Origin of the sequence: Micromonospora sp. NPDC000668 (assembly GCF_042897975.1) — a bacterium.
Lineage (GTDB): Bacteria > Actinomycetota > Actinomycetes > Mycobacteriales > Micromonosporaceae > Micromonospora.
In genome coordinates this window covers 1,361,749-1,382,234 of the sequence record NZ_JBIAYP010000002.1, presented here as the reverse complement: position 1 = coordinate 1,382,234, position 20,486 = coordinate 1,361,749, and the positions used below count along the sequence as shown (strand labels likewise).

The window sequence follows — 20,486 nt, the reverse complement described above, 5'->3', positions numbered from 1 at the left end:
TCAGGATTTTGAAGTTGAGCCGGTGCGGCAGGTGCGGCAGCGCGGGGGGTCAGGAGCTCAGCGGCGAACCTTTCCGGTTCGCGTTCTTGTGCCCAGTCACCGGGCAGGCGTCGACGTTGGCAACCTCGCCGTCGGCTGGTGGGGCGTGCGCCACGACGATGCCGTGTGCCTCCATGGTGCGCACCAGGTGCGGATGGGGCCGGTTCCAAGCCCCAATGGGATCGCAGAGCGCGGGCTGCCGCGCCGGGGTCGCCCGCCGAGGAGCTCGGCGACGAGCGGAGCCAGCTCGGGCCGAGGCCGGGAGCCGGCCTCGTACTGCCCGACAGCGGCCGGCGTGACACCGACGGCCTCCGCGACCTCCTTCTTGTCTTGCCTGCAAGATGACGCGCCTGGGTCAGCCGAGCCCGATCGGTCGCCCGCGCCACTGCCCCCGGCATTTACCGACGAGGCCACCCGTGCTGCGTCATCGCGGACGAGGGCGAGGCGGAGCTGCTCAGACCTGGTCATCGTGGGTCAGCGGAGTGGCCGACGGCTGTTCGCTAGGCGGGCGTCCCTGCTGACCTTCTCAGCCGGCGCGCGCGGGCTCAGGACGGGATGTCGCAGCGGCGCCTCGTCGAAGCGACGCGCCCCGACGCGGCCGGACTCGTTGGCCCGGGGCAGACCGGTGACCGGGAGCGACCGACCGTGCGTCGCGTCGAGCGCTGCAGGCAGGGACAACAGTTCGACGTACTTCCACTGCAGGCTGCCGTCCGCGGGCAGGGACGCCGTTGCCGCAATCGGGTAACAACGACTGCGTCGTTCATCGCTAGCCGGATCAATCCTGCACGGTGAGCATGAGAAGTACGACCAGCACGAGGCCAGCGGCACGCCACGGGAAACCGTGCCGGCCGCTGGCGCTCCTGGCCGCCTCAGGCGACGGTGCCGTTGGCGGACCGCCGACGACGCAGCGGTGCGATGCCACCGGGCACGCCCACGCCCATCATGCCGGCACCGGTCGCCGTCAGAGCACCGGTGTTGGTGTCGGAGAGCGCGCCACCGTCACCCACCGCGACGCCGCCCGTCCTCGGGAACCCAGGCTCCGTCCGGACCCGCGTACGCGTCGCCAATCGCGGGGATGTTGCCGGAATGCTGGCCCACCGGCGAGCCGATACCGGCACGCTGGAGCGACTCGGGGCAGCTCCTAGTCCTCCACGTCCACGTCCACGTCGATGTCCCCGATGCAGACGACGGTGGTGTTGGGCTGAGTTTGGTTGTCGTTCGTCGTCTCGACCGCTGCGGACTGCTCGAAGGTGACGTCGCTGTCCTCGATGGTGTTGTCGCTGATGACCTGGGTGATGTCCACCTTGTTGGTCTGCTCGTTGGTCGCGCAGACAACCTCGTTGCGGTCCGAGGCCTGTCCGTAGGCCTGTTCGTAGGGCGCGGCGAGCGCGGCGACAGGCGTACCGAGCAGCAGGGCCGCACTGCCCAGCGCCACCCCGCCGGCGAGCTTGATCAGAAACTTCTTCGACATGTCCCTCACTCCTTCTGGTCGTCCCAGGCGGACGAGCCATGACGAACATAAGAAGGATTCATGTCCGGTCGGAGCGCTTTCCAGGTTTCTGAGGCAAACATGCCTCCGGCTGCTATACGTAACTGTTTCACGTTTCCGGGCGATAAGCCTGGTTCAGGTCTTGTCGGCGGCGACTCACGCGGCTCGTACGGTACGGCTGCACCCGCGTCCTCGCCTTCGCCTCGCTCTCCAGCACCGCCTTCGCGGTCGGACTTGCCTGGGCGCCGAACGCCCACGCCATCGCCGCTCTGTGGATACTGACCGGTCTGGCGTGGGCGGCCGTCATGCCAATCCAGCAGGCCGCCATCGCCGAATCCTCCGGCGCCAACAGCGGCCGCGGCATGGGCATCTACGAGTCGGCCAGCCTGATCGGTGCGCTCCTGGGCACGGCGGTCGCCGGAGCCGTCTACGGCCGAGCCAACTGGGTCGGAGTGACCGGTGGGATGATCAACTTGGGCGGCATGGAGTTTCACCTGCCCTGTGCTGGTCAGTTGTCGATGCTGCCGCTGCGGCCCTTCGGCGGTTGACGCCGACGGCCAGCCCACTTCTCAACGCAGAGTGTGTCAGCTAAGAACCTGAGTCCCGATGGTGTTCAGCAAAGCGAACTGGTCGGCTGTGGCGGTCCCTGCTGGTGGAGAGCAGATGGCGATGCGCAGGTCGTTGCCGGGGATGGTGAGGGTGTCGCAGTCGACGGTGACGGGGCCGATGTCGGGGTGGTGAATGGTTTTGCTGTCGGTGGTGTGGAAGCCGACCGTGTGGGAGCCCCAGAGGTCGTCGAAGCGGTCGCTGGCGCCGCGCAAACTGCTGATCAGTGCCGTGAGCTGGGTGTCCTTGGGGTAGCGGGCAGCGGAGGAGCGCAGGTCGGAGACGAGGGCGGTCTCGAAGCGGTCCTGCTGGTCGGGGGTGTGGGTGACGCGGGTGGGCTGGTGGGTGAAGTGCCGCCAGGCGATGTTGCGGTCCTTGCCACGCCAGGGTGAGGGGTCGCCCATGAGGGCGGCCCACAGGAGGTTCCATGAGATGAGGTTCCAGGCGGCGTCGTGGACGCTGAGCGGGCTGCTGTTGAGCTGGTCGAGGAAGCGCTGGACGCTGGGCGGTATGTGCGGGGAAACCTGGCCGGTGGTGGGCGGCGCCTGACCGGCCAGGAGGTAGAGGTGGTCGCGTTCGGTCTCGGTCAGGCGCAGGGCGCGGGCGAGGGAAGCGAGGACCTGCGGGGAGGGCGAGGTGGCCCGGCCCCGTTCCAGACGGACGACATAGTCCACGGACAGTCCGGCGAGCTGGGCGAGCTCTTCGCGGCGCAGCCCTGGTGCCCGTCGGACGCCGCCATGGGGGAGGCCGAGGTTCGTGGGGCTGGTGCGGTCGCGCCAGTGGCGCAGGGCTTGGCCGAGGGCTGCGGGATCGTCGTTCACCCTTCCATTGTCCGCCGGACCTGCATGAACAGCCTGGTACTGGCCGACCCCCCGCTGAGGAGGGCTCTCCCTGTCTCGTACGGCGGTGCATACGTTGAGTGACATGACAACAGTCACCGTGATCACCGGGGCCAACAAGGGCCTCGGATTCGAAACGGCCCGTCGCCTCATCGAGGGGGGCCACACCGTCTACGCCGGAGCCCGCGACGCCGTCCGCGGCGCGCAGGCCACCAAGGCCCTCGGTGCCCGGTCGCTGCTGATCGACATCACCGACGACGCGTCCGTCGCCAGGGCCGCCGACCAGGTGCGCGCCGAGGCGGGCCGGGTCGACGTCCTGGTCAACAACGCAGGCGTCGCCGGCCCGGCTCTCCCGGCTGGCGAGCTGACCGCCGCTGACCTGCAACAGGTCTTCGACACCAACGTCTTCGGCGCCGTACGGAGCATCCGCGCGTTCCTACCCCTGCTCCAGAGCGCCAACCGGCCGACGATCGTGAACGTCTCCAGCGCGCTGGGCTCGCTGACGATCAACGCCGACCCGGCCGCCCACGCCGAACTGCTCCCCGCGTGGGCGCCGCTGCTGGCCTACAACTCATCCAAGGCCGCGCTGAACATGCTGACGGCCGTCTACGCGCAGTCGTTCCCGCAGATCAGCGTGGTTTCGGTCGACCCTGGGTTCACCGCGACCGACCTCAACGGCTACCAGGGCACGCAGAGCGTCGAGGAAGGCGCCGCGGCGATCGTCGCTGCCGCCAATGCCGGCCCCGGCGCGCCGAGCCCGGCCTTCGTCGGCGCCACCGGCCCCGTGCCCTGGTAACCCCTCCGACTTCCTCTCCCCGGCGGCCGCGAACTGCGGCCGTTCCGCACCACCACGAAAGAGTGATCATGAACAGCGTGCACCAGAAGTCCCTGCAGACCGCTCAGGCGTTCATCACCGCGTTCGAGAACCGCGACCCCAGCACCGTCGCGTCGCTGCTCGCGGACGACGCGACCTTCGTCATCCCGCTGTCGATCGCGGGCACTCCGGAGCCCTGGTACGTCTTCGACAGCCCGGCCGCCGTCCTCGCCTACGTCGAGTCGGTCGCCGCGAAGTTCGACCACGTCGCCTTCCTGGACAAGGTCTGGACCGTCAGCGAGGACGCCCACTCGGTGTTTCTCCAGGCCAACGGTGACATCGTGTCCAGCGCGGAGAAGCTCGTCTACAACAACGTCTACATCTTCCGCATCGACGTCGCCGACGAGCGCATCGTCAAGGTCTGGGAGTACGCCAACCCGGTCGCCTACGCCAACCTCGGCATCGCCGACTCCGAGGCCGAAGCCGCCGCCCAGGCCAACTGACCCTGCGGTTCATCGCCCCCTGGAGGACCGTCGCGGTTCTCTGACTTGATCTTTAACCTGTGTCGGGTTCATGGGTACCCCGGCTGATCCATACCGACAGCCCCTGGTCGATCATCTTCTTGTCGAGGGAAGAGGATCAATACCAGGGGCTGTCTTGGTGACGAGAGCACTCGCGTCGACGCTGGACGCGGGGCGCGGTCCAGTTGACGGTGGAAACGATCCGCGAGGGTGGCGTTTACCTGGGAGCACTGCACCCAGCTAGAGCCCGGAATTCGAACCTACGATGCGGGTATGGCTCAATCCGAACTAGGGGCATATCTCAGTACCCGTCGCGCGCTGGTCAGTCCGGGCGACGCAAACCTGCCCAGCGTCGGGCGCCGCCGGGTGCCAGGCCTGCGGCGCGAGGAAGTGGCCATGCTGGCCGGGGTGAGCGTCGACTACTACGTCCGCCTCGAACAGGGGCGGGAACGTACCCCCTCTCCGCAGGTGGTCGGTGCATTGGCGGTCGCCCTCCGGCTGGGCGAGGACGACCGTCAACATCTGTTCCGGCTGGCCGGGCTCAGCCCACGGGCCCGGGCGGCGGCGGTCAGCGACCGCGTCGATCTGAGCTTGCTCGAGCTGATGACCGCCTGGCCCAACAATCCGACCATCGTCTACAACCGGGCCTTCGACGTCCTGGCGTCCAACCCGATCGCTGACGCGCTGTTCCACAGTTGGACGCATTCGCGCAACTTGATGCACATCGTGTTCACCGACCCGGGCGCGCGCACCTTCTATCAGGACTGGCGTGACGTCGCGCGCAACTCCGCGGCCGGCCTCCGACTCGGCTACGGCAAGGCGCCCGACGATCCGCGGATACAACAGGTTCTCACCGAACTGCTCAGCAGCAGCCCTGAATTCGCCGAGCTGTGGACCCGCCACGACGCACACGGCAAGGCTCTGCAAAGCAAGGGCTTCCACCACCGTGATGTTGGACCGATGACGTTGACGATGCAGACCTTCGACGTCCGGTCGAGTCCCGGGCAAGAGCTCGTCGTCTATCACGCAGCGCCGGGCTCGACCAGTGCCCACGCCCTGGCGCTCCTGGGCTCGCTGGCCGCCAGCACACCCCAATCTGTCTGAAGGGGGTGCAGCGTGATCTACCGGCCGTACATCGGCTGGCTGGCTGATCGTCCGTGAACACCACTGGAGACCCTGTGAAATTCCCCCTTTCGGCTGTGCTCAGCGGCGCGTACGTTGCCGTGCTTCTCGCAGCGTGCTCCGTGCAGCCGGACAGTGACAGACCTGCTGCTCCAGTCGACGCCGATCAGGAGGTGAGGTCACCCCTGGCGTCAACGCCCCCAGCAGTGCTGGCGACGCCGCCGGCCGAGGCGAGGATTGAGTCGCCGCACCCGTACGTCGGGATGTGGGTGACGGCTGACGGCTACATCCGTCAGGAACTGCTCGCTAACGGCCGCTACGACGAGGCACGCGGCGAGCGGCAGAGCGCCTATACAGGCTCCTACCAGGTATTCGACGCCCGGATCGAGTACGTCGACGACACTGGGTTCACTGCGGACGGGAGGTTCGACGAAGACATCCTGTACCACGGCGGCTACGTCTTCCACCGTGCCCAACCCTAGTCAGATATCGTCGCCCCTGCCCCGACCGGAGGCGGGCAATCACCGCTTTATCGAAGCGGGGATAGCTGAGACCTAGCATCGATGGGTATGTGCAGATAGCGGTTGGCCTTACGGGTGAACAGAGCCACTACTAGGCTTTCCACATGCAACTTGTTGTCGCGGCGTGGAGTCCACCAAGGGCTGGGAAGTTCGGCGAGCATTGGGTTCTATAGCACCGGGTACAAGGCATCCAACGGCAGCGCGAACCCGCCAGCCGTTACCGGAGTCCGTTCAGGGTAGTAGCGAGTGTTCCATCGCGTACAGCGCGATGCCCGCGCGGGTCCGCCGCCCCGTCTTGTCGTAGATGTGCGTCAGATGGTGGTCCACGGTGCGCGGGGAGATCGATAGTTCCGCGCCGGCCTGCCGGCTCGTCAGTCCGCGCGCCGCGAGCCGAAGCACCTGCACTTCCCGGTCCGTCAGTCCGTCCGGCAGCGGCCGTCGCGGCGCGGGTACGCCCGCCGCGGCGAGGACCAGAGCACACGCGTCCTTGTCGGTGCCGCCTTCATCGGCGTCGCGGACAAGCATCTTCGCGGCTTCCGGAAGCGAGTACGCGGGCCGGTGCGCACGCGGCTCGGTGAGCGCGGCGAGCATGTCGGCAGCCGCCACGATGCGGGCGGTCAGGGGCAGTTCGCGGACCGGGTCACCGCGATGGTAGCCGCCGCCGTCAGCACGTTCATGGTGAGCGGAGGCGATCGGTGCGAGCGTGGCCAGCGCCGGCACCCGCTGCAGGATCCGATGGGTCCAGTACGTGTGCATGCGCACGCGTTCGGTCTCGGCAGCGGTGAGGCTCTTCGGCTGGTCCCAGATGCCGGCCGGAACGACTACGCGGCCGAGGTCATGCAGCAGCGCCGCGCTGCGCAACTCTGTCAGGGCCTCCTCGTCGAGCCCGGCGACCCGCCCGGCGCCCTCTGCCAGGTCGGCGACATGTTCGCTGTGTCCCAGCAGCCACGGGCTCTTCATGTCGACGATGCGGGCCAGCACCGCCGACAGCTGTGGCACCGACCCGAACGGCACGGTGGCGTGCGGCAGCGGTTCGGCTTCCAACACCGCGACGACAGCGTCCGTCGCGTCCGATGGCGCAAGCGCCGCCTCCGGCTCGGCCAGGAAGACATCGGCCAATGCAGGATCCAGGTGGCCGCCGGAGCGACGGCGCACCTCGGCGACCGCGCCGCCGACTCCTCCGACGGCATAGGCGAGGACCGCTTGCTCGGCCACATGCACGGTACGGGCAGCCGGCGACAGGTCCGCACCGCTCCGGCCCTCAGGGATTCCCCGGCCGTCCCAGCGTTCGTACACGTCGTCCAACGCCGCGACCGATTCGGGCAGCACACCGAGCCGTGGTCCAAGGTCCCGGCTGGTCTCACAACCGTGCCGCATCGCCTGCACACCCACATTGGGAAACACCTCGAGGAAGGTGCGGGCCAGCCGCGCCGCGTCACGCCCGGCCCAGTTCCCGAAATCTCTGGTCAGCCCGTCCAGCACGGCTTCATCGGCGACGTCGACGCGTTTGAGCACGGCTTGCAAGGCGACATCGTCACCGAAGAGGGCGGCCAACTCGGGCGCGTACGACGTGCACCCGATCGACCGCAGTAACGCGGTCTCGAACACCACCCGGACGTGCCGGTCGTTGCCGCCCGCCAACCGGGCGAGGCGGGTCGCGACGGTACAGGTTTGCAGCCCTTTCTCGAACGACATGCCGGCCGCGACGTCCGTGGTGAGCGAAACTGTCGCCAGCACCTCCGCGACCCGGATTGTTTGCATGGGCGGCAACGGTACCTCCGAGATGCGGGTTGTCAGAGGCCAGCCAGCCTCAGCGCTTGAACCGGCCGCAACAAGGCCAGGCCGAACCTGGGTGCACCGCACCCCGGCGCCACCCGGCAAGGCCGCCAGGCCGGGAGACCACGGCGGGACGACCGCCGCGGTCCCCGGCCATCCGCCTAGACCAGCTTCGCGGAGAGAGTGATGTCGACGGCGGCGAGCGCCTGCGACACCGGGCAGTTGACCTTCGCCGTCTCCGCGATCTTCTCGAACTGCGCGTTGTCGATGCCCGGGACGGTGGCCTTGGCCGACAGCGTGATCCGGCTGATCGCAAAACCCCCGTCGGCCGGGTCGATGTGCACCGACGCCGTGGTTTCCACTGACGTCGGCGTGTAGCCGGCTTCGGCCAGCATGTGCGAGAACGCCATGGAGAAGCATCCCGCGTGCGCGGCGGCGATGAGTTCCTCGGGGTTCGTTCCGGTGCCCTCCTCGAAGCGGGAGGTGAACGAGTACGGGCCGGAGTAGGCCTTCGACGCCAACGTCATGGTGCCAGTTCCGTGGGCCAGGTCGCCCTTCCACTGGGCCGATGAATTGCGAACAGGCATGGGCAGTAGCTCCAAATTCGTGATGAACGGTCGGACAGTCAATACTCAGACCGGCACCTGCTCATCTGCCATGCCACTTGATGCTCTGCGGTATCCGATGCGGTTCTCACTCCATCGGGTCGCCGTCGGTGCCGGTGCCGGTGCGCGCACCGGTTGCCGTCGCGCCACGGTCCGTCACCGCCATCCCCGGTTCACCTGTCCGGAAAAGCCGGGGCGGCCCGCCCTTCCGGCCCCGACAGTCGGCGTGGCTTCAACTCCTGCTGCCACAGGATCTCGCAGGTAAGGGCGAGACCGCGGGTCAGGTGCCGGCGGTAGGTCGAGAACGGCAGGTTCAACCGGCGGGCGGCAGCTTGCTGGGTCGGCAACCCATCGAGGTAGGTGGCGGCAACGGCCCGATACATCTTGACCGTGCGCGGGTCTTGGCGCAGTGCCTTGACGGCCTCATCGAGCACACCGCGCAATGCCACGGCGACTTCCGCCTCGCCGCCCAGGTGACCGAGTACGTGTCGGATCAGTCTGGTCCGGACGAGCGGGTTGGCAGCCAGTTCCGAGGCACTTCGCCAGCTGCCGAGCGCCTGCCGCACAGCGGTGTCGAATTCGGCCCGCGACAGTTTGATTGCCGCATCGACAGGCGAGGGGGTGGGTGACGTGCTGTGGCGACCTGCGAACCAGCATTCCAGGGGGACATGCTCCCAGTTGCGGCCGAACAACGCATACTCCACGCCGCCGAGCCGAGGCCGCTGTGGGACCGGCCGGTGTTGTAGGTGGTCCATGAGTGGACGCCAGTAATCGGGGTTGGACACCACGATGTACGACCACGCCATGCCCTCCGCTCGTACCCAGTGCGCCATGGTACGTAGTTGCATGAGGTGCATCGGCGTCGATACGAGGTGGTACGCAGCGGGATGAACGAGATGCCGCTGGATGCCGATGTGTTCGTCGGCACGCAGCCCGCCGGCATCGGCAGCATGGGCCCAGGCAGCAGCTGCGACCGGGTCAAGTTCGAGCGCCTCCCGGTCACCGGCGCGAAGCTGGACCCACGCCATGAACCCGACAAGATCACCGCATTCCGCGGAACGATAGAGGCGGACGCATCCGGGCTGTCGCCGCAGCCAGAATTCGAGAATGGCGGCGGACTCCGCCCCCTCGGTCCGAGCGGCCATGGCGAGAATCTCGTCGCGGTCCGCCGGGTCCATGGGCGCCTCGTACACCCGCATCTCATGGCGGGCCTCGCGGAAGTAGCGGTCCTCCATCTCGCTCAACAAGAGATGGGCGAGATCCTGCATCGCGGGCAGCACGTCAGGATCGTCGGCGACCCGGCCTGCTTCGAGCAGGTACGGCCAGATCCGATCGTAGATTTCGGCGTAGCGCTGACGATTTCGCCATTGCAGGTCGGCTTCCAACACTCTGCGGACGGTGTCGTGCGGAAATATCCCGCGCCGACTCAGTTCGACATACGGCTGCCTTGTCAGCCAGTCGAACATCTCGGCCGCGTCCGGCGTGCCCAGCACCGTCTGCAGCAGCCCTTCGGTAGTCACCCGCGACTGGGCCAGCACGGTCAAGGCAACCCGATGGCTTTCGGTCGGCACATCTCCCACCAGCTGACTGACCAACGGCGCGATGACGTCCGGCGGGGGTCTCCAGTCCGCGCCGGAGGCGCCGGTACGGGCGGCGGCGTCCGCCACGAGGCTCAGTGCCAACGGGTTCCCGCTGGCGAAGGCGGCGGCACTGTGCCGAACTTCCGGCTTCACCCCGCGGGTATCGAGTAACGCGGCAGACTCCTCGAGGCTGAGACCATCGAGCCGCACCACTCGCAGTGTGCCCGTCCACGCCATATCGGAGGTCCAGCTCGCCGCCGGAGGCTTCCGGCCGACAGCGACCACCACGACGCCGGTCCTGACCTGTGGAAGGAAGCGGTCCCGCAACCACTCTTCCAGACCCTTGCACTCGTCGAACGCGTCAATCAACACCACTGCCCGGTCATCGACGTACGCCGCCTCCGCCACCGCGAACGATTGAGTAGGCGACGGCTCCACTGCCCGGCCGTCGATGTCGATAACAGTGCGAGTGGCTTCCTCGGCTGTGTCCTTGAACCGCTGTAGCAGCGACGACTTGCCGATGCCACCGGGCCCGTACAGGAAACACACCGCGTATGCGCCGGGCTCGCCAGCCAGGGCGGCCTGGAATTCGGCACGGTACGTTTCGCGACCGACAAAACCTCGAGCACGGGACGCGCGGAGGCGATCCGCCAACCGAGCCTGCAGCGAGGAAGGAACGCCCGACATGACGCGAAGATGCCTCATGAATGTTCGGCGGCCATGGTCCGTACCATGGCGTGGGTGTCCAGGATGGTCTCGAAGCGCACCGGCACCCCGTCGCGCAACCGCCAGACGTGGGCGAACCGCGACGTCATCGGCCGGCCGGTGGCCCGGTTGGAGGCCCGGTAGTGCCCCAGGGCGATCACGACGTCGCCGGCCTCGAAGATCTCGTCGGGCTGCACCGCGAAGCCGACCCACTCGGTTTCGAAGCGGGCGAACACATTCGCCAGCACCGACTCCCGGCCGCGATAGACGCCCCCGTAGTGCAGCCCGTCCGGCACGACCCACTCGATGTCGCGGTCGAGGCCCTCCAGCAGACCCGCCACGTCACCGTCGGTCAATCTGCCGTACAGCGCCACAACCAGAGCTGACGGGCCGAGGGGGTCACGCTGGCCGTTGATGTTCATAGGGATTCCTTCCGTATGGATACGTCGGAAAGATCTTCGGGCGTCCCGGTCGGCACCCGCATCGGTTGAGTTCCCTATAGGGGATGTGACGAAGAACGCCGCTGCGGACGACCTTTCGCCGCCATCCGACGGCGCGCTGCTGGTCGCGGACACGGCCGGGACATGCCGCCTGTGCTGGCGCGCACCGGCCTCATCGGCCGCCGCCCGCCCTCGTGCTCGCGTGGCAGCGCCGCCCGGTGGCGTCGTGAGCCACCGGGCGGCGGACAAGGGTCAGCCTCGAGTCAGCCGGTATTGGGCGTGGTAGAGGATGCCGTTCCGGAACTCCCCGAACGCCCAGAAGCCCAGGTCGTCGAGGTACTCGATGCGGTCGCCGTTGATCCAGTAGCGGCCCTCGAAGGCGTGTGGACGCCCATCCCGGGTCTCGTCGTAGCGGCCTTCCGGCAGCAACTCCTGGTGCAGGAAGCCGGTGTCGTCGATCCACATGCCGGCGTACGGGTGTGCACTGTCGGACTCGACCGTCGCCTCGGTCCGCTCGACTGACTCGGCGTCGACCGGGCGCCCGTCCCACACCTGCACCTGGCCCTCGGAGAGGAGGATGTCCAGGTGGTTAGGGCGGTTGATGACCGGCCCGTTGGACGTGTCCTGCCCGTCAGCCATCCGCATCACTACGATGTCGGCGACGTTCCCGCAGGTGAGGGTGCCGTTACCGGTACTCGCGGGTGCGGCGAAATCCGGTCGTGCGGGCATGACCACACACCCCGTGCAGTCGATGACGAGCATGTCGTCATCGGCGGCGGCGGTGAGCAGGCCGGGGCCGACGCCGACGATGACCGAACCGCCGAGCAGGACGTCTGCCGTCTCCCAGTCACCCATAAGAGGGTTCCGGGTAAAGACCGTCCCGCCGGAGAGCAGCAACGGCTGAGGAGCGGAACCGGTCGCCTTCAACACGGACTCGAGGAGTTCGGGGCTTCGCGGGTTTTCCTTGGACATGGTGTTCCTTCGCTTTCCGATGATCGTCCGATATGACGGAAGGTGACTCACGCCGAGCAATTCGGCATGAGTTCAGCCTGCCGAGACGATCGATCGGTAACCAGGTCGGCCTTCCCCTGGGAGAATCCAGCCGAGGAGTGCGACACCCAGGCACGGCGCGACATGGTCAGGCCGCCACCGATAGGACAGCATCCAGACACTTCCTCAGATCATTCCAGAGCGGAGCGCGTACGCCACGGCGTGCGGCCGAACGGTTACGACAGTGCCGGGTGAGGAAAGGTCATCCCCGGACGGACCTCCCGGACGGCACCAAACAGAGGCCGGTCGTGGGCATTTGGCATTGACAACAATTCTTGCTATTGATGCTTCCCCTGCGGCGAGAAAGTCACACGCCAAGCCCGTGCATCGCCGGCTTCAAATCAGCGAACAGTAACCACATTCATTCACAACGTCAACGACAACTGACTAGATGTGGATAGGACATGGTAAAGACTGGAGTGCTGGGTGAGCATCCGTTTGCGACAAGATCCGCGTATGACAACTTGCGTAGCGAACGCCGTTTGGTGCGACAGCCTTTCCGATGGCATTGGAGAGGTGGAGGTGGGCTCAGGCTTCCTACACGCTCCGTACACATTCGCATCCCGCTTCCAGGACAGCAAAGGTTGTCACCCCGAGGAACTCCTGGGTGCCGCCCACGCATCCTGTTTCGCGATGTTCCTGGCCAATGTGATCTCCGAGGCCGGGACGCCGGTGCTGTCCGTGCTCACCTCGGCTGCCGTGACGCTCGGCGACGGACCTGCAGTCACCGGCATCACGCTGACCGTGACCGTGGATGCGCCCGGCCTTGAAGCGAGCAAGTTCACCGAGCACGTCGAAACCACGAAACTGGGCTGCCCGATCTCCAAGGCTCTCGCGGTGCCCATCCTTGTCGACGCTCAACTGTCCTGACCGGCATAGGGACGCCAAGGCGGTTCAGCACGACGCGGTAGGCGACGTCGGCGAGGCGCCGCTTGACACCGGCCTCGCGATACAGGGCGAGCCGTCGACCGACGACAACCTGGCTGAGGTGGGTGCCGGCCTCGCCGTTCGGCCGGCTGCACGGGAACGTGCACCGCGCCGCTTGCGTGCGGCTGGCGTGATCACCGCCCGAGTGGAGGCGCTGGAGTACGAGGTGGAGGACGCCCCGGTGGCAGAACCCGACGACCTGGACATCCGTTTCCTCGGCCCCGTCAGCGTCCTCGCCCTGCAAGCGAACCATGCCGTCTCCCGGGAACGACTCATCGCCGCCGTCTGGGGCGAAAAGCCGCCTCACAGCGCAAGGGGCAATGTCTACACCTGCGTCTCCGAGCTGCGACAGATGCTCGAGCCCACCCGTGGGCGGTGGGCGGCCGGGCAACGCCTGACCTCCCGCAGCGACAACTACGGCCTAAACCTCCCGGAGTACATGGTGGACCTACACGAGTACGGCCTGGCGCCAGAACCGGACCTGCTGGCGGCCATCCGCGCCGCCGGGCCCCTCCTGCCCGCGCCCGACCCGGCCGACGAGCACCGGGCGCTGGCCGCGACCTTCCAGTCGCATGCCGTGGCCCCGATCCCGACCGCGAAATGAGAGGTCGTCAAGGCGCTGCACGCGCTGCTGACGCCGTTGACCGTGACCGTTACGGTGCGAGCGTGCCGGATCGCTTGCAGTACGAGGTGGTGGACGTCTTCACGGACCGGCCGTACGGCGGGAACCCGCTGGCCGTCGTGCTGGACGCGGACGGGCTGACCCCGGCCGCCATGCAGTCGGTGGCCCGCGAGTTCAACCTGTCCGAGACGGTGTTCGTGTGCCGCCCCACCCGCAGCGACGCCGGGTACGCGGTGCGGATCTTCACGCCGACGACGGAGATCCCGTTCGCTGGGCATCCGACGATCGGCGCCGCGGCCACGCTGGTCCGGCTGGGCCGCGTGCCGGCCGGCCGGGTGGTGCAAGAGTGCGGCCGCGGCCCGGTGCCGGTGGACGTGTCCGCCGACGGCGCCTCGCTCGAGGTGACCGGCGCCGACCTCGGTCGCGAGCTGGACCCCGCACCGCTGCTGGCGGCGGCCGGGCTGACCGCGGCCGACCTGGCCGGCCCGCCGCCGCGGGAAGCCGGCTGCGGGATGACGTTTCCGTTTCTGCCGGTACGCCCGGACGCGGTGAGTCGCGCGACGAATCGGCCGCAGCCCGGGGTGTCGCACCTCGCGGTGTTCGTGTGGGACGGGGACACCCGCACCGCGCACCTGCGGGCGTTTCTGCCCGGGTTCGGGGTCGCCGAGGACGCGGCGTCCGGGTCGGCGGTCCTCGGCCTCGGAGTGTGGCTGGTCGGGGCCGGGCTGCTGCCCGGGGATGGCGAGTCGGCGTACCACGTGCGGCAGGGCGCCGAGCTGTGTCGGCCGTCGCGGCTGGATGGCACGGTCACCGCGCGGGGCGGGGCGGTGCAGCGGGTACGGCTCGGCGGCGGAGTGCGGGCGATCGCGTCCGGCACGATCCGGGTGCCGCCGGACGGTCAGTCGACCGGACCGGACTGACAGGCGAAGACCACGAGCTGGGGCGCGGTCACCGGGCTCACCAGCAGCCAACGGACTGGGGTTGTTGATCCGGGGCGCCAGGGCGTTGCTGATCGAGGTCCTCGCGCTACGGCACGAGATAGCGATACTGCGCCGGCAGGTCCGGGCCGGCTGCGGCTGTCCTGGCCGGACCGGGCGACCCTGTCCGCCCTCGCCCTCCAACAAGTACCACCGGGCAGTCTGACGCATCTTCAAAACACCAGGTCAGAGCCGCTAAGCAAGCTTTGGCACGGTACACGCGCCCCGGCTCGTGATCGAGCCGGGGCGCGTGTTGCCGTCTGGGTGGATGATCAGCCAGACGTGCCCGGTGCGATGATCAGCCAGACGAACGACGCGGTGGCCACGCCGGCCGTTGACTGCGCGCGCACCGATACCGTGTAACTGCCCGTGGTGGTCGGCGTGCCGGAGATCGTGGTGCCGGAGATGGTCAGGCCGGCCGGCAGGCCGATCGCGGTGACGGTGGGCGTCGGGCCGCCGTTGTACGTGACGCCGAGCGCCAGCGACACGGCCGTGCCGGTGACGGACTGCTGCGGGACCGGCGTGGTGATTCGCGGTGCGGTCGGCAGCGTCCAGATCTGCAGGGCCGTCGCCGCACAGTCCGCGAGCGTGAACTGCACGCCGCGGTTCAGCGACGGCGCGGTCAGGCATTTGCCGGAGGCCGGGTTGCGCAGTTCACCGTTCTCGGTCGCCTGCCATACCTTGTCTGCGGTGCCGTCGCAGCCGCCCCGCGTGATGAGCGCGGACGCGACCATGCAGCCGCCCTGCACCTGCAGCGCGCCGTCCGTGCGGACGAGCCACCTCTGGTTGTCGCCGTCGCTGCAGCTCCAGACCAGGATCGGGTTGCCGTCTGCGGTCCCGCTGCCCGAGTTGTCCAGGCACGAGCCGCTCGCGTTGCGGATCTGACCGTGGAAGACGGTCCACTGGAACGACGTGGCCCCGATGCCGCCGGCCGAGTCGGTGACCGTGACGATCGCGCCTCCGAATCCGATGGCCGTGGGCGTGCCGGACAGTACGCCGGTCGACGCGTTCAGGGTCACGCCGGACGGCAGGCTGGTGGCCGCGTACCGGCTGATGGTTCCGGCCGAACGCGCGGCGATGGTCAGCGCCGGGGCGGTGGTGGTCGCCCAACGCTGCAGCGTGACACCATCGAGCTTGACCGGGGCCGTCGGCAGGTTCCAGACCTGGTCGGCGCGGGTGGCGCAGGTGGCGATCGTGAGCTTGGTGTTGATGTCCGCCGCCGGGGCCGTGAGGCACTTCCCGGTCGCGGTGTGCCGCAGCGTGCTGCCGGAAACCGCCCAGACCTGCGCTGCCGCGGTGCCGCAGTCGCTCAGCACGACGGAGACGCCGTCGTCGGCCACGGTGACGCACTTGCCGAGCACCGCGAGGCGCCCGTCGGACCGGACTGTCCACAGCTGCGCGTTGTTGCCGTTGCAGGTGTGCAGCTGGATCGGGTTGCCGTTCTGGTCCCGGGCGTAGGCCGAGTCGGCGCAGTAGCCGTTGACGCCGAGGATCCGGCCGTCGCCGACCTGCCAGTTGAAGGACGCGGCACCGGTCTGGCCGGTCTCGTTCGCCACGGTGAGGGTGACCGCAGACATCGTGCTCGTGGTGGCCGTACCGCTGATCATCCCGGTCGAGGCGTTGATCGACAGCCCGGCCGGCAGCCCGGTCGCGGACCAGGTGAGCCGCTGCGTGGTGTCCTTGTTCGAGGCGAACACGGCCTTGCGGACTGCGGTGCCCTTGAGCGTGCCCTGGAAGCCGGGGTTCTCCACCGAGACCACGTCAACGCCCAGGCCGGACGGCGCCTTGAACATTTGAAGCGTCCCGGCCGTGCAGGTCGCAAGCGACAGCGGGGCACTCCGGGTCGCGGACGTGGCGGTCAGGCACCGGCCGGTGGCCGGGTTGACCACCTCGCCGCTGCTCCGCGCGGTCCAGACCTGTGCGGTAGAGCCGTCACAGGTACGCAGCACCACCGCAGACCCCGCGGTCATGCACTTGCCCAGCACCTCGAACCGGCCGTCGCCGTGCACGGTGAACAGCTGGTTGTTGTTGTTGATGATGCACGGGAAGAGGTGGAGCGGGTTGCCGTCCGTGGTGTCGCCGTTCGTGTTGTCCACGCACAGTGAGCCCGGCCCGGTGAACACTCCACGGCCCACGATCACAGTCCAGCGGAACGACGTGGTGGTGCTGGCGCCGGCCGCGTCGGTCGCGGTGACCTGCGCGGTGCTGGTGCCTCCCGTGGTGGCGGTGCCGCTGATCACGCCGGTCGTGGCGTTGATCGACAAACCCGCAGGCAGACCGGTGGCGGCGAAGCGGACCGCGGTCGGCGCGCTGATCTTCCTCAGCGTCATGGCCTTCCCGACCGTCGTGTACTGCGCGCCCGGGTTCGTGATGGCGGGGCCGCCGCACCGCGTGTTCAGCAGCCGGTCCGGCGATCCGGCGCCCGGGTCGGAGATCAGGCCGGTGGTGGCGCAGCCGACCAGCGCGTTCCGCACCTGCGCGGGCGTGGCCGACGGGTGTGCGGTCAGGTAGACGGCGGCGGCACCGGCCACGATCGGTGCGGACAGCGACGTGCCGCTCGACGCCACGGTCGCGTCGTCCGCGGTCCAGGCACCGGTTTTGATGCTGGTGCCGGGCGCGAAGATGTCGACGCACGAGCCGTAGTTCGAGAAGCTCGCGCGACGGTCCCGGTCGTCGGTGGCGCCGACCACAATCGCCTCGGAGACGCGCTGCGGCGAGGTCGCGCAGGCACCGTTCTCCTGGTTGCCAGCCGCGATGACATACGTGACGCCGGACGCGGTCGACGCGCGGATCGCGTTGTCCAGCGCCTCCTGCGGGCCGGTGGACCAGCTCATGTTCACCACGGCCGGGCGGGGCGCGCTGCTGGTGACCCAGTCGATCGCGGTCAGCGCGTCGGCGGCCGCACCGGCGCCGTCGCAGCCGAGCACGCGTACCGGATGCACGGTCGCCTTCTTCGCCACGCCGTAGACCGTGCCGGCGGCCGCGCTGGCCACCGCGGTGCCGTGCCCGCCGCAGTCGTTGTGGTCGGTGCCGGGGGTGCTGCCGCCGATCCGGCCGGCGAACTCGGAGTGCGTGAGGCGCACACCGGAGTCGAACACGTAGACGTGCGCGCCGGAGCCGTCGTTGTCGAAGTCGTAGGTGCCACTGGGGGTACGGCCAGGCTGGTCGACCCGGTCCAAGCTCCAGGAGGGGCCGCTCTGCGTGCCGGCGGCGGTGACCACCAGGTCCGGCCGCACGGACGCAACGCGTGCGTCGTGCGCGAGCCGCTCGGCATCGGCCGCGGACATACGTACCGAGAAGCCGTGCAGCGCCGCAGTCCAGACATCACCGAGCTTGCCCGAGTAGTCGGCGGCCAGGTCGCGCGCGTCCGAGCGGATCCGGACGGCTTCGTCCGCCTTGACGGTGACGATATAGCTGCCGGCAATCGCCGTACCGGCTGGCGGGACGGCGCCCTTCACGGCCGCGGGCGTGGCAGCGGCCGGAGCGGCCACGGTGCTTGCCGGGGCGGCAGCAGCCTGCCGGGTGGCTGCCTGGCCTGTGGGTGCCTGGCCTGTGGGTGCCTGGCCGGCGGGTGCCTGGCCGGCGGGTGTGCCGTCGACCAGCATCGCCGCAGAGGTGTCAGAGTCATGGAAGAGCGGCGCGACCGCCACAGCGGTCAGGGCCAACAGCGGAAGCACCAGCAGTGCGCTAGCCACCGGCAGAAGACGGTGCCGGGGCGCGGCACCCGGCTTTCGGAGATGATTCATACAGACGCTTTCTCTCGATTGAGGGCCGTCATCACTTACCGGCACAAAGTGGCGAGATCGGCCGGTGCCTTTCACAGCTGTGTCAAATCCTTTCGTTGTTGGTGGTGGTGGTGGTCACGACGGCTTGGCGGCGGACCTGGTGACGGCACCCATCCCTGGTCGGGTCTCCTGGACGAGTTCCGAGCCGTCGGGTCATGGCCGGCCGAAACGCGGTCAGGAACCATCCGAAGCAGGCGGGATGTTGTGGTTCATCCGGAACATGTTGTCGGGATCCCAACGAGCCTTGATCCGCGCCAGCCGGTCGTACAGTTCGGCTCCATAAACGGCGCGAACCGCAGCCGGGGTGGTGGCCTCGTCGGCAGACAGGAAATTGGGTAGGGACCGCTCGTCGGCCCACGGCCGCACCGCCTGGATGACCTTTGTCAGGCAGCCGCTGAGCCAGGCGGCCTGCTCCGCCGCCCCCACGCCGAACCCGAACAGCACGAACGGAAGCCCTCGGGGCGACACCGCGTTCGGCACTGCGGCCTGGCGGTCGAGGGCACCACCCAGAGCGCGGATCTCCACGCTCGCCAGTGGGCAGTCCGAGTCCGGACCGACGACGTCGAGGAGAGCGTCGACCGCCTCCGGCGGCAACGCGCGCAGCCCGGTCGTGCGGTCAACGTACGGCAGCGGATCCGCCGGATCCGCGTGAATCTTGCCAACCTCCCCGTACGGCATGTCGACCACACCGTCGAGCAGCACCGGGGCCGCAGCACGCATCGCCGCCACCAAGCACTTCCCCTCCTCGGTCGAACCGAGGTAGGCCACCCGCAACGCCACGACGAAGGCCCCGCGAATCGGCTCGGGCAGCTCCGGCGCGGACGGGAGGCGTTGGATAGCGACTGATGTCGTCATCTGCGCGGGAAGGCCGACTACCCATTCCCGCCAGGCGTGCAGAACCTCCGGTGCATGTTCGCCCGCGAAGTAGATCGCACCGCCGTAGAGCCTCCGCACCTCGAACAGGTCGGTCTCGATCGCCGTCACGACACCGAAGTTGCCCTTGCCGCCACGTACGGCGAAAAACAGATCCGGCTCGCTAGAAGCGGTGGCATGACGAAGCTGTCCGTCTGCGGTGACGATTTCGACGGCACGCACGGTGTCGGCCCCGTACCCTCTGGTGCGTCCCAGCGTGGGGCTCAGGCCACCCCCCAGTAGGTAGCCGACCGCCGCGACGGACATGGACGAGCCGTTCACCGGGGCGAGACCATGCGCCGCGGCCGCATCCACGACCTCCTGCCAATTTGTCCCGCCGGCAATCCGCACACACCGCCGGGCCACGTCCACCGTGGTGCCGACCATCCGCCGCAGGGTGATGAGAACGCTGCCGTTGGCTGGTTGCCGGACCTGATGACCTGTCGCCGAAACAGCCACCGGCATTCCCCGGCTACCGGCGAAGCGCACTGCGGCCTGCACGTCGGCGACGCAGGACGCACCAACCACCAGTGCCGGGCGCAACGGGTTGAGCAGGTTGTACGTCGCACACTCGGCGGCGAACCCAGGATCTGCGGGCAACAGCACTGGCCCTTGCACCGCAGCTGACAAGGGGGCGACGTCTCTACGAGTGAGCGTGGGCCGCGGGGCGTCGCCTCGATCAAGGTTCGCGGGTACCGACTCAACGTCGCTTGCCGGGGCCGGTCCGGAATCGGATGCAGTAATGGTGATCACGCTGCCTTTCTGGAGACACGGGAGTGCCCCACCCCGCGAATGCCGATCGTCGTCACCGGAGCCGTCGTATTCACCCGACCGCGGGCCGGAGGCCGGCACGGGCGTCGACAGCAGCGCACACGGTGCCCGAGGCGCCCACTCGGGCACCAGACCGATCACCGCTCATTCGATGGTCAACAGTGATCGTCCATGGGCGGCGAGACCGTAGCCGTCTGCCTTTGTGGATCCCTGGCGCGGGCTGCGCCATCGCTCATCGGTCGCGGCCGGGTCGCGCCGGACACGTCGATCGCGCCACCGCGACGGCTCGGCCGCGCGCTTCAGGTCGCCCATGCAGGCCGTCGTCGGCCGCCCTATTCGTGTGCGAAGCGGCGTCCAGGCGTGCGAGCACCCGTCCGTGCTCCGA

General features: G+C 68.6%; 17 protein-coding genes and 3 pseudogenes. 8 read left to right on the top strand and 12 right to left on the bottom strand.

Going from position 1 to position 20,486, the window contains the following annotated elements; all coding sequences use genetic code 11:
• Positions 1-49: 49 nt before the first annotated feature.
• The 4 genes and pseudogenes from ACFY29_RS16015 to ACFY29_RS16000 all read right to left on the bottom strand — a co-directional run bounded on the left by ACFY29_RS16015 (position 50) and on the right by ACFY29_RS16000 (position 1,510).
• Entirely contained in the window at positions 50-184 is a 135-nt protein-coding gene (locus ACFY29_RS16015; protein ID WP_386986835.1) for a hypothetical protein, read from the bottom strand.
• 122 nt (positions 185-306) lie between these two features.
• Positions 307-507 (bottom strand): annotated as a pseudogene (locus ACFY29_RS16010) (hypothetical protein); the annotation flags it as partial.
• Positions 508-908: 401 nt separating this feature from the next.
• On the bottom strand, positions 909-1,046 hold the full coding sequence (locus tag ACFY29_RS16005) for a hypothetical protein (RefSeq protein WP_386986544.1): 138 nt from the start codon (positions 1,044-1,046) through the stop codon (positions 909-911).
• Positions 1,047-1,180: 134 nt separating this feature from the next.
• Complete coding sequence (locus ACFY29_RS16000) at positions 1,181-1,510, bottom strand: hypothetical protein (protein WP_386986541.1); 330 nt, start codon at positions 1,508-1,510, stop codon at positions 1,181-1,183.
• A 200-nt stretch (positions 1,511-1,710) separates the two neighbouring features.
• On the opposite strand from ACFY29_RS16000, the pseudogene ACFY29_RS15995 reads away from it, so the two are divergent.
• A pseudogene (locus ACFY29_RS15995) lies at positions 1,711-2,076 on the top strand (MFS transporter); the annotation flags it as partial.
• A 36-nt stretch (positions 2,077-2,112) separates the two neighbouring features.
• Here ACFY29_RS15995 and ACFY29_RS15990 read toward each other — a convergent pair.
• Positions 2,113-2,955, bottom strand: coding sequence for a helix-turn-helix transcriptional regulator (locus tag ACFY29_RS15990; protein WP_386986538.1), 843 nt, complete (start codon positions 2,953-2,955; stop codon positions 2,113-2,115).
• Positions 2,956-3,058: 103 nt separating this feature from the next.
• Between ACFY29_RS15990 and ACFY29_RS15985 the strand changes: the two genes are divergently transcribed.
• The 4 genes from ACFY29_RS15985 (at position 3,059) to ACFY29_RS15970 (ending at position 5,912) form a co-directional block, all read left to right on the top strand.
• Positions 3,059-3,769 (top strand): SDR family NAD(P)-dependent oxidoreductase, encoded by a 711-nt coding sequence (locus ACFY29_RS15985; RefSeq protein ID WP_386986535.1) that lies wholly within the window; start codon positions 3,059-3,061, stop codon positions 3,767-3,769.
• A gap of 68 nt (positions 3,770-3,837) precedes the next feature.
• The gene (locus tag ACFY29_RS15980) at positions 3,838-4,290 is read left to right on the top strand and encodes a nuclear transport factor 2 family protein (protein ID WP_386986532.1); all 453 of its coding nucleotides are present in this window, start codon (positions 3,838-3,840) and stop codon (positions 4,288-4,290) included.
• Between the two features lie 291 nt (positions 4,291-4,581).
• A complete protein-coding gene (locus ACFY29_RS15975; protein ID WP_386986529.1) occupies positions 4,582-5,412 on the top strand; it encodes a helix-turn-helix transcriptional regulator in 831 nt (276 codons plus the stop codon).
• A 53-nt stretch (positions 5,413-5,465) separates the two neighbouring features.
• Positions 5,466-5,912: an Atu4866 domain-containing protein gene (locus ACFY29_RS15970; protein ID WP_386986526.1), complete on the top strand. Its 447-nt coding sequence runs from the start codon at positions 5,466-5,468 to the stop codon at positions 5,910-5,912.
• Positions 5,913-6,182: 270 nt separating this feature from the next.
• On the opposite strand, the gene ACFY29_RS15965 is transcribed toward ACFY29_RS15970, so the two are convergent.
• From ACFY29_RS15965 to ACFY29_RS15945, 5 genes are all read right to left on the bottom strand, one after another.
• The gene (locus ACFY29_RS15965; RefSeq protein WP_386986523.1) at positions 6,183-7,712 is read right to left on the bottom strand and encodes an HD domain-containing phosphohydrolase; all 1,530 of its coding nucleotides are present in this window, start codon (positions 7,710-7,712) and stop codon (positions 6,183-6,185) included.
• 176 nt (positions 7,713-7,888) lie between these two features.
• Entirely contained in the window at positions 7,889-8,314 is a 426-nt protein-coding gene (locus ACFY29_RS15960) for an OsmC family protein (protein WP_386986520.1), read from the bottom strand.
• Between the two features lie 191 nt (positions 8,315-8,505).
• On the bottom strand, positions 8,506-10,599 hold the full coding sequence (locus ACFY29_RS15955) for a hypothetical protein (RefSeq protein ID WP_386986517.1): 2,094 nt from the start codon (positions 10,597-10,599) through the stop codon (positions 8,506-8,508).
• Positions 10,600-10,613: 14 nt separating this feature from the next.
• Positions 10,614-11,039, bottom strand: a complete 426-nt coding sequence (locus ACFY29_RS15950; protein WP_386986514.1) for a nuclear transport factor 2 family protein — start codon at positions 11,037-11,039, stop codon at positions 10,614-10,616.
• A 270-nt stretch (positions 11,040-11,309) separates the two neighbouring features.
• Positions 11,310-12,029, bottom strand: a complete 720-nt coding sequence (locus tag ACFY29_RS15945) for an Atu4866 domain-containing protein (protein ID WP_386986512.1) — start codon at positions 12,027-12,029, stop codon at positions 11,310-11,312.
• 534 nt (positions 12,030-12,563) lie between these two features.
• Here ACFY29_RS15945 and ACFY29_RS15940 point away from each other — a divergent pair.
• From ACFY29_RS15940 to ACFY29_RS15930, 3 genes and pseudogenes are all read left to right on the top strand, one after another.
• Positions 12,564-12,977, top strand: a complete 414-nt coding sequence (locus ACFY29_RS15940; RefSeq protein WP_386986823.1) for an OsmC family peroxiredoxin — start codon at positions 12,564-12,566, stop codon at positions 12,975-12,977.
• A pseudogene (locus tag ACFY29_RS15935) lies at positions 12,862-13,389 on the top strand (hypothetical protein); the annotation flags it as partial. The gene ACFY29_RS15940 and the pseudogene ACFY29_RS15935, both read left to right, overlap by 116 nt.
• A gap of 311 nt (positions 13,390-13,700) precedes the next feature.
• Entirely contained in the window at positions 13,701-14,576 is an 876-nt protein-coding gene (locus ACFY29_RS15930; RefSeq protein ID WP_386986509.1) for a PhzF family phenazine biosynthesis protein, read from the top strand.
• A gap of 329 nt (positions 14,577-14,905) precedes the next feature.
• Here ACFY29_RS15930 and ACFY29_RS15925 read toward each other — a convergent pair whose 3' ends face one another.
• Positions 14,906-18,454: a ricin-type beta-trefoil lectin domain protein gene (locus ACFY29_RS15925; RefSeq protein WP_386986507.1), complete on the bottom strand. Its 3,549-nt coding sequence runs from the start codon at positions 18,452-18,454 to the stop codon at positions 14,906-14,908.
• A gap of 138 nt (positions 18,455-18,592) precedes the next feature.
• Positions 18,593-20,083 carry an FAD-binding oxidoreductase gene (locus ACFY29_RS15920; protein ID WP_386986505.1) on the bottom strand — a complete coding sequence of 497 codons (1,491 nt, stop codon included), beginning with the start codon at positions 20,081-20,083 and terminating at the stop codon, positions 18,593-18,595.
• Positions 20,084-20,486: the final 403 nt, after the last annotated feature.

Excerpts from the sequence above, each read along its gene's own strand:
- ACFY29_RS16000 (WP_386986541.1), bottom strand. The coding sequence starts at position 1,510 with ATGTCGAAGAAGTTTCTGATCAAGCTCGCCGGCGGGGTGGCGCTGGGC.
- ACFY29_RS15985 (WP_386986535.1), top strand. The coding sequence starts at position 3,059 with ATGACAACAGTCACCGTGATCACCGGGGCCAACAAGGGCCTCGGATTC.
- ACFY29_RS15980 (WP_386986532.1), top strand. The coding sequence starts at position 3,838 with ATGAACAGCGTGCACCAGAAGTCCCTGCAGACCGCTCAGGCGTTCATC.
- ACFY29_RS15975 (WP_386986529.1), top strand. The coding sequence starts at position 4,582 with ATGGCTCAATCCGAACTAGGGGCATATCTCAGTACCCGTCGCGCGCTG.
- ACFY29_RS15965 (WP_386986523.1), bottom strand. The coding sequence starts at position 7,712 with ATGCAAACAATCCGGGTCGCGGAGGTGCTGGCGACAGTTTCGCTCACC.
- ACFY29_RS15960 (WP_386986520.1), bottom strand. The coding sequence starts at position 8,314 with ATGCCTGTTCGCAATTCATCGGCCCAGTGGAAGGGCGACCTGGCCCAC.
- ACFY29_RS15955 (WP_386986517.1), bottom strand. The coding sequence starts at position 10,599 with ATGTCGGGCGTTCCTTCCTCGCTGCAGGCTCGGTTGGCGGATCGCCTC.
- ACFY29_RS15950 (WP_386986514.1), bottom strand. The coding sequence starts at position 11,039 with ATGAACATCAACGGCCAGCGTGACCCCCTCGGCCCGTCAGCTCTGGTT.
- ACFY29_RS15945 (WP_386986512.1), bottom strand. The coding sequence starts at position 12,029 with ATGTCCAAGGAAAACCCGCGAAGCCCCGAACTCCTCGAGTCCGTGTTG.
- ACFY29_RS15940 (WP_386986823.1), top strand. The coding sequence starts at position 12,564 with ATGACAACTTGCGTAGCGAACGCCGTTTGGTGCGACAGCCTTTCCGAT.